At 71.9% G+C, this 5,582-nt stretch carries 7 protein-coding genes; 5 read left to right on the forward strand and 2 right to left on the reverse strand.

The annotated features are described in order from the left end of the window. The first annotated feature begins 72 nt into the window (after positions 1-72). From NS331_RS22715 to NS331_RS22730, 4 genes are read left to right on the forward strand one after another with little or no spacing between them, the layout of a single operon-like run. Entirely contained in the window at positions 73-993 is a 921-nt protein-coding gene (locus NS331_RS22715) for a branched-chain amino acid ABC transporter permease (RefSeq protein WP_058644209.1), read from the forward strand. A gap of 5 nt (positions 994-998) precedes the next feature. Beyond that, positions 999-1,976, forward strand: coding sequence for a branched-chain amino acid ABC transporter permease (locus NS331_RS22720; protein WP_058644210.1), 978 nt, complete (start codon positions 999-1,001; stop codon positions 1,974-1,976). Further along, positions 1,973-2,725: an ABC transporter ATP-binding protein gene (locus NS331_RS22725; RefSeq protein WP_058644211.1), complete on the forward strand. Its 753-nt coding sequence runs from the start codon at positions 1,973-1,975 to the stop codon at positions 2,723-2,725. Before NS331_RS22720 ends, NS331_RS22725 begins: the two co-directional genes overlap by 4 nt. After that, positions 2,722-3,444, forward strand: a complete 723-nt coding sequence (locus NS331_RS22730) for an ABC transporter ATP-binding protein (protein ID WP_058644212.1) — start codon at positions 2,722-2,724, stop codon at positions 3,442-3,444. The genes NS331_RS22725 and NS331_RS22730 overlap by 4 nt, the downstream gene beginning before the upstream one ends. 39 nt (positions 3,445-3,483) lie before the next feature. Here the strand turns inward: NS331_RS22730 and NS331_RS22735 are convergent, their stop codons facing one another. Beyond that, entirely contained in the window at positions 3,484-4,368 is an 885-nt protein-coding gene (locus tag NS331_RS22735) for an acyl-CoA thioesterase (RefSeq protein WP_058644213.1), read from the reverse strand. Between the two features lie 93 nt (positions 4,369-4,461). Between NS331_RS22735 and NS331_RS22740 the strand changes: the two genes are divergently transcribed. Next, the gene (locus NS331_RS22740; RefSeq protein ID WP_058644214.1) at positions 4,462-4,959 is read left to right on the forward strand and encodes a GNAT family N-acetyltransferase; all 498 of its coding nucleotides are present in this window, start codon (positions 4,462-4,464) and stop codon (positions 4,957-4,959) included. Here the strand turns inward: NS331_RS22740 and NS331_RS22745 are convergent. Further along, positions 4,905-5,336, reverse strand: coding sequence for a VOC family protein (locus NS331_RS22745; RefSeq protein ID WP_058644215.1), 432 nt, complete (start codon positions 5,334-5,336; stop codon positions 4,905-4,907). The genes NS331_RS22740 and NS331_RS22745 overlap by 55 nt on opposite strands. Positions 5,337-5,582: the final 246 nt, after the last annotated feature.

Raw genomic sequence — 5,582 nt, forward strand, 5'->3', positions numbered from 1 at the left:
CCCCTCTCCCCGGCCCTCTCCCGCAAGGGGAGAGGGAGGAAGACCCCGCCCGAATCGTCTGTCGCTGCTGCCATGACCGCCATCCTCTTCATCGAGCAGATGCTCAACGGCCTGGGCTACGGGCTGATGCTCTTCCTGCTGGCGGCGGGGCTCACGCTGGTGTTCGGCATCATGGACGTGATGAACCTGGCCCATGGCTCGCTCTTCATGGGCGGGGCCTACGTGGCGGCCACGGTGCACACGGCCAGCGGCTCCTTCGTGATGGCGGTGGCCTCGGCGGTGCTGCTGGTGGTGGTGCTCGCCGTGCTGCTCGAATGGCTGCTGGTGCGCCACCTGTACGGCCGCGACCACCTGTCGCAGGTGCTGGCCACCTTCGGCGTGATCCTGGTCGCCGACGACGTGGCCAAGATGATCTGGGGCCCGGCGCCGGTCATGGCCTCGGCGCCGCAGGCGCTGTCGGGTGCGGTGGAGCTGATGCCCGGCCTGCCCTATCCGGCCTACCGCCTCGTCATCCTCGCGGCCGGCGTGCTGGTGGCGCTGGGCCTGTATGCGCTGGTCAACCACACGCGCATGGGCATGCTGGTGCGGGCCGGTGCCTCCAACCGCGCCATGGCCGAGTTCATGGGCGTGCGGGTGGACCGGGTGTTCTCGCTGGTCTTCCTGCTGGGCGCGGCGCTGGCGGCCCTGGCCGGCGCGCTGATGGGCCCGCTCACCGCCGTGCAGGTGGGCATGGGCGAGGAGATCCTCATCCCCTCGCTGGTGGTGCTGGTCATCGGCGGCATCGGCTCGGTGCGCGGCGCCTTCGTGGCGGCGATGCTGGTGGGCCTGGTGGACACCATCGGCCGCGCCTTCGTGCCCATGGCGCTGCGCGGCGTGCTGCCGCCCACGCTGGTGTCGGACCTGGGGCCCCTGATCGCGGGCTTGGCCACCTATGCGCTGATGGCGGTGGTGCTGGCCGTCAAGCCGACCGGGCTGTTCCCGGCGCGGGGCTGAGCGGCATGGCACGCGCATTGCCCTGGATCGCCCTGGCGCTGCTGGCGGCCTTTCCGCTGCTGGCACCGCTGGTAGGGCTGGACTACTACGTCAACTTCGTGCGCCGGGTGCTGGTCTTCGCGCTGGCCGCGGCCAGCCTGAACTTCATCCTCGGCTTCGGCGGCCTGGTGGCGCTGGGCCACATGGGCTTCGTGGGCGTGGGCGCCTACACGCTGGTGGCACTGGCCGATGCCGGCCAGGTCTCGGCCTGGCTGCTGTGGCCGGCCGCGGCGCTGGTGGCCGGCGGGGTCGCCGCGCTGGTGGGCCTGGTGGCGCTGCGCACGCGGGGCGTCTACTTCATCATGATCACGCTGGCCTTCGCGCAGATGCTGTACTTCGCGGCCGTGTCGCTGCGTGCCTATGGCGGCGACGACGGCTACAACCTGATGCAGCGGCCAGAGCTCGGCCTGGGCCTGGACCTGGCCAACGAGCCCACCTTCTACTGGGTGGTGCTGGCGCTGTTCGCGGCGGTGATGACGCTGATGAACCGCGCCACGCGGGCGCGCTTCGGCCAGGCGCTCGTGGGCATCCGCGACAACGAGGTGCGCATGCAGGCCATGGGCTATCCGGTGTTCCGGCTCAAGCTGGTGGCCTTCGCGTTGGCCGGCGCGGTGGCGGGGCTGGCGGGTGCGCTGCTGGTCACGCACAACAACTTCGTCAGCCCCTCGGTCATGCACTGGACACAGTCGGCCACGCTGATCGTGATGGTGGTGATCGGCGGTGTGGGCCATCGCTGGGGCGGGCCGGTTGGCGCGGCCGTGTGGATCGGGCTCGAAGAAGTCGTGCGCCGCTTCACCGACTACTGGCACCTGCCGCTGGGGCTGCTGCTGATCGCCATCGTCTTCCTCGCGCCGCGCGGACTGGCGGGGCTGCGCTGGCCGGCACGGCGGCGACGCGCATCGCCTGCCTCGGCGGGCGCGGTGACCGAAGGGAGCGCGTCATGAGCCTGTTCGAAGTCGACGGCCTGCGCAAGAACTTCGGCGCCCTGCGCGCCACCGACGACGTGTCGCTCACCGTCGACGCCGGCCAGATCCATGCGCTGATCGGGCCCAACGGCGCGGGCAAGTCCACGCTGGTCAACCTGATCTCGGGGCTGATCGCGCCCGACGCGGGCCGCGTGCGCCTGGACGGCGTGGACCTGACGCCGCTGCCCATGCATGCCCGCGTGCGGGCGGGGCTGTCGCGCTGCTTCCAGATCACCAGCATCTTCCGCCAGTCCACGGTGATGGAGAACCTGCTGCTGGCCGCCCAGGCGCATGCCGGCAGCAGCCTGCGCTTTCTGGGCGAGCGCAACCGCGAGGCCGCGCTGCGCGCCACGGCCGACGAACTGGCCGCCCGCGTGGGCCTCTCGCATGCGCTGGACCGCATCGCCGGCACGCTGCCGCACGGCGCGCAGCGGCAACTGGACGTGGCCTTGGCCCTGGCCGCGCGGCCCAAGCTGCTGCTGCTGGACGAGCCCATGGCCGGCATGGGCCCGGAGGACTCGCAACAGATGACCGCCCTCATCCACGAACTCCAGCGCGACATGGCGATCCTGCTGATCGAGCACGACATGAAGGCCGTCTTCGAGCTGGCCGACCGCATCTCGGTGCTGGTCTACGGCCGCGTGCTGGTGGCCGGCAGCGTCGACGAGATCCGCGGCCATCCGCAGGTGCAGGCGGTGTACCTGGGCACGGAAGAGGTGGACGCATGAGCGAAGGCGCAACCCTGCTGCTCGAAGCCCGCGGCCTGGAGGCCGGCTACGGCGCCAGCCAGGTGCTGTTCGGCATCGACCTCGACATCCGCCACGGCCAGGTGCTCACGCTGCTGGGCCGCAACGGCATGGGCAAGAGCACCACGCTCAAGACGCTGATCGGCGCCCTGGCCCTGCGCCGCGGCAGCATCCGCTTCGGCGGCGAGCTGGTGCATGGCCGGCGGCCCGATGCCATCGCGCGGCTGGGCGTGGCCATCGTGCCCGAGGGGCGGCAGTGCTTTCCCAATCTGACGGTGCGCGAGCACCTGGTGGCCTTCGCCGACCAGCGCAACGGCCTGCGCGACGGCTGGACACTCGAGAAGCTCTATGCGCTCTTCCCGCGCCTGGCCGAGCGCGCGGACAACCTGGGCCACCAGCTGTCGGGCGGCGAGCAGCAGATGCTCGCCATCGCCCGCGCGCTGTCGACCAACCCGCGCCTGCTGATCCTGGACGAGGCCACCGAGGGCCTGGCGCCGGTGATCCGCGAGGAGATCTGGCGCTGCCTGCGCCGGCTGAAGGAGGCGGACCAGACCACGCTGGTGGTGGACAAGTACATCGAGCGCCTGCTCGGCCTGGCCGACCGGCACGTGGTGCTGGAGCGCGGCCGTGTGGTGTGGCAGGGCGACTCGGCGGCGCTGGATGCCGACCGGGGCGTGTGGTCGCGCTACCTGGGGGTGTAGGCCGCGCTCAGCGGAGCAGGCGGGCCGGGCGGCACGCGCTCAGCCGCGTCGCTCGCGCACCCGCAGCATGCCCTCCTGCGCGGTGGAGGCCACCAGCCGCCCGTCGCGCGCGAACACGCTGCCGCGGCACAGCCCGCGCGCGCCGCTGGCGCTGGGCGAGTCGATGACGTAGAGCAGCCAGTCGTCGAAGCGGAAGTCGCGGTGGAACCACATCGCATGGTCCAGGCTGGCCGCGCGCACCTGGCCGGTCAGGAAGCTCAGGCCGTGCGGGATCATGGCGGCGCGCAGCAGCCCGTGGTCCGACGCATAGGCCAGCAGCGCGCGGTGCACGTTGGGGTCGTCCGGCAGCGGCGCCACGGCGCGCATCCACACGGCGCTGCCGCCATCGCGCGGCAGCGGGGCCAGCAGGTCGTCCTGCTCGACGGTGCGGAACTCGATGCCGTGCGGCGCGGTGCCCTTCACGCGGAAGGGCTCGGGCAGCAGGTCGCCCAGCGCTCGGCGGCGCTCGCGGTCGCTGGGCAGCGCGTCGGGCGGCGCGACCTCGGGCATGGCCAGCTGGTGCTCCACGCCGCGGTCGCGCGTCTGGAACGAGGCCGCCATCTCGAAGATGATGCGGCCCGACTGCCGCGCCAGCACGTGGCGGGTGGTGAAGCTGCGTCCGTCGCGCACCCGGTCCACGCTGTAGTCGATGGGCGCGTGCTCGCCGGGCAGCAGGAAGTAGGCATGCATGGAATGCACCGGCCGGTCGGGCTCGACCGTCAGGCAGGCGGCCATCAGCGACTGGCCCAGCACCTGGCCGCCGAAGACGGCCAACGTGCCGATGTCCTCGCTCTGCGCGCGGAAGCGGTCCTCGCCCAGCGGCTCCATGCGCATGAGGGCGACGAGGTCCTCGACGAGGCAGGCGGTGTTGGGGGCATCGGTCATGGAAAAGCGGCGAAAGCAAAGCAGGCCGCCACCTTAGCAAAGCGCACGCCGGCCGGCAGCCACGCGGGCGACGCGGGTCGCCACAATCCCGCCATGCGCCGACCCGCCACACCCGCCGACCTTGCCGCCGTCCATGCGATCTACATGCACCCCGACGTGGTGCCCTTCCTCACGCACGAGCCGATGCCGCTGGAGGACTTCCGCGCCGTGTTCGACGAGCTGCAGGCCGCGGGCGCCTTCTTCGTGTGGGAGGTGGCCGGCGAGGTGGCCGGCTTCTACCGCGCCGTGCGCCATTCCGGGCGGGCCCGCCACGTGGCCCTGCTCGGCACGCTGGCGGTCGACCCGCGCCACCATGGCCGGGGCGTGGGCCGCGCCATGATCGGCGATGCCCTCACCCATCTGCGCGACGAGGGCGCGTTGCGCATCGAGCTTTTCGCCGAAAGCGACAACCCACGCGCGCTGCGCTTCTACCGGTCCCTCGGCTTCGTGCACGAGGGCACGCTGCGCGGCTTCTACAAGCGGGCCGCGCAGGACCACTATGTGGACGAATGGGTGCTCGGGCTCTGGCTCGGGCCGCCTTCGGGCGTGTGACAGGTCACGCTGAGCTTGTTGCCGTCCGGGTCGCGGAAGTAGGCGCCGTAGTAGTTCGGGTGATAGTGCGGCCGCAGGCCCGGCGGGCCCTCGCTGCGGCCACCCAGCCGCAGGGCGAGGGCATGGGCTTCGTCCACCTGGGCGCGGGTGGCGGCCAGCAGGCCCAGCATGCCGCCGTTGCCGGCCAAGGCCGGCTGCTGGTCGTAAGGCCGGCCCACCAGCAGCAGGGGCCGCTCGACGCCGGGTTGCTGCCAGCCGGCGAAGGGCCGCTCGCGGTCGATGAAGCGCTGCTGCAGGCCCAGGACGGCCAAGATCGGCTGGTAGAACGCCAACGCGCGCTCGAAGTCGTTGGTGCCGAGGAAGACGTGCGAGATCATCCTGACAGCATAGAGGTGCCGAAAGTCACCCGTCCCGCCATGGGCCATTGGCAGAATGCCGGCCCATCATTGCCACCACTGTGAGGGAACGTTTCCATGCCATCCACCATTCGTCTGAGCCTGATCGCGGCGGCCGCGGCCTCTGCGCTCTTCGCGGGCTGCGCGTCCAACAAGGCCGACGGCGGCGCCGCCGCATCCGCCGGCAGCACGGCCGGTGCCGCGGCCTCCGCCCCGGCGGCGGCGCCG

It is taken from the genome of Pseudacidovorax intermedius (assembly GCF_001476815.1).
GTDB lineage: Bacteria > Pseudomonadota > Gammaproteobacteria > Burkholderiales > Burkholderiaceae_C > Xenophilus > Xenophilus intermedius_A.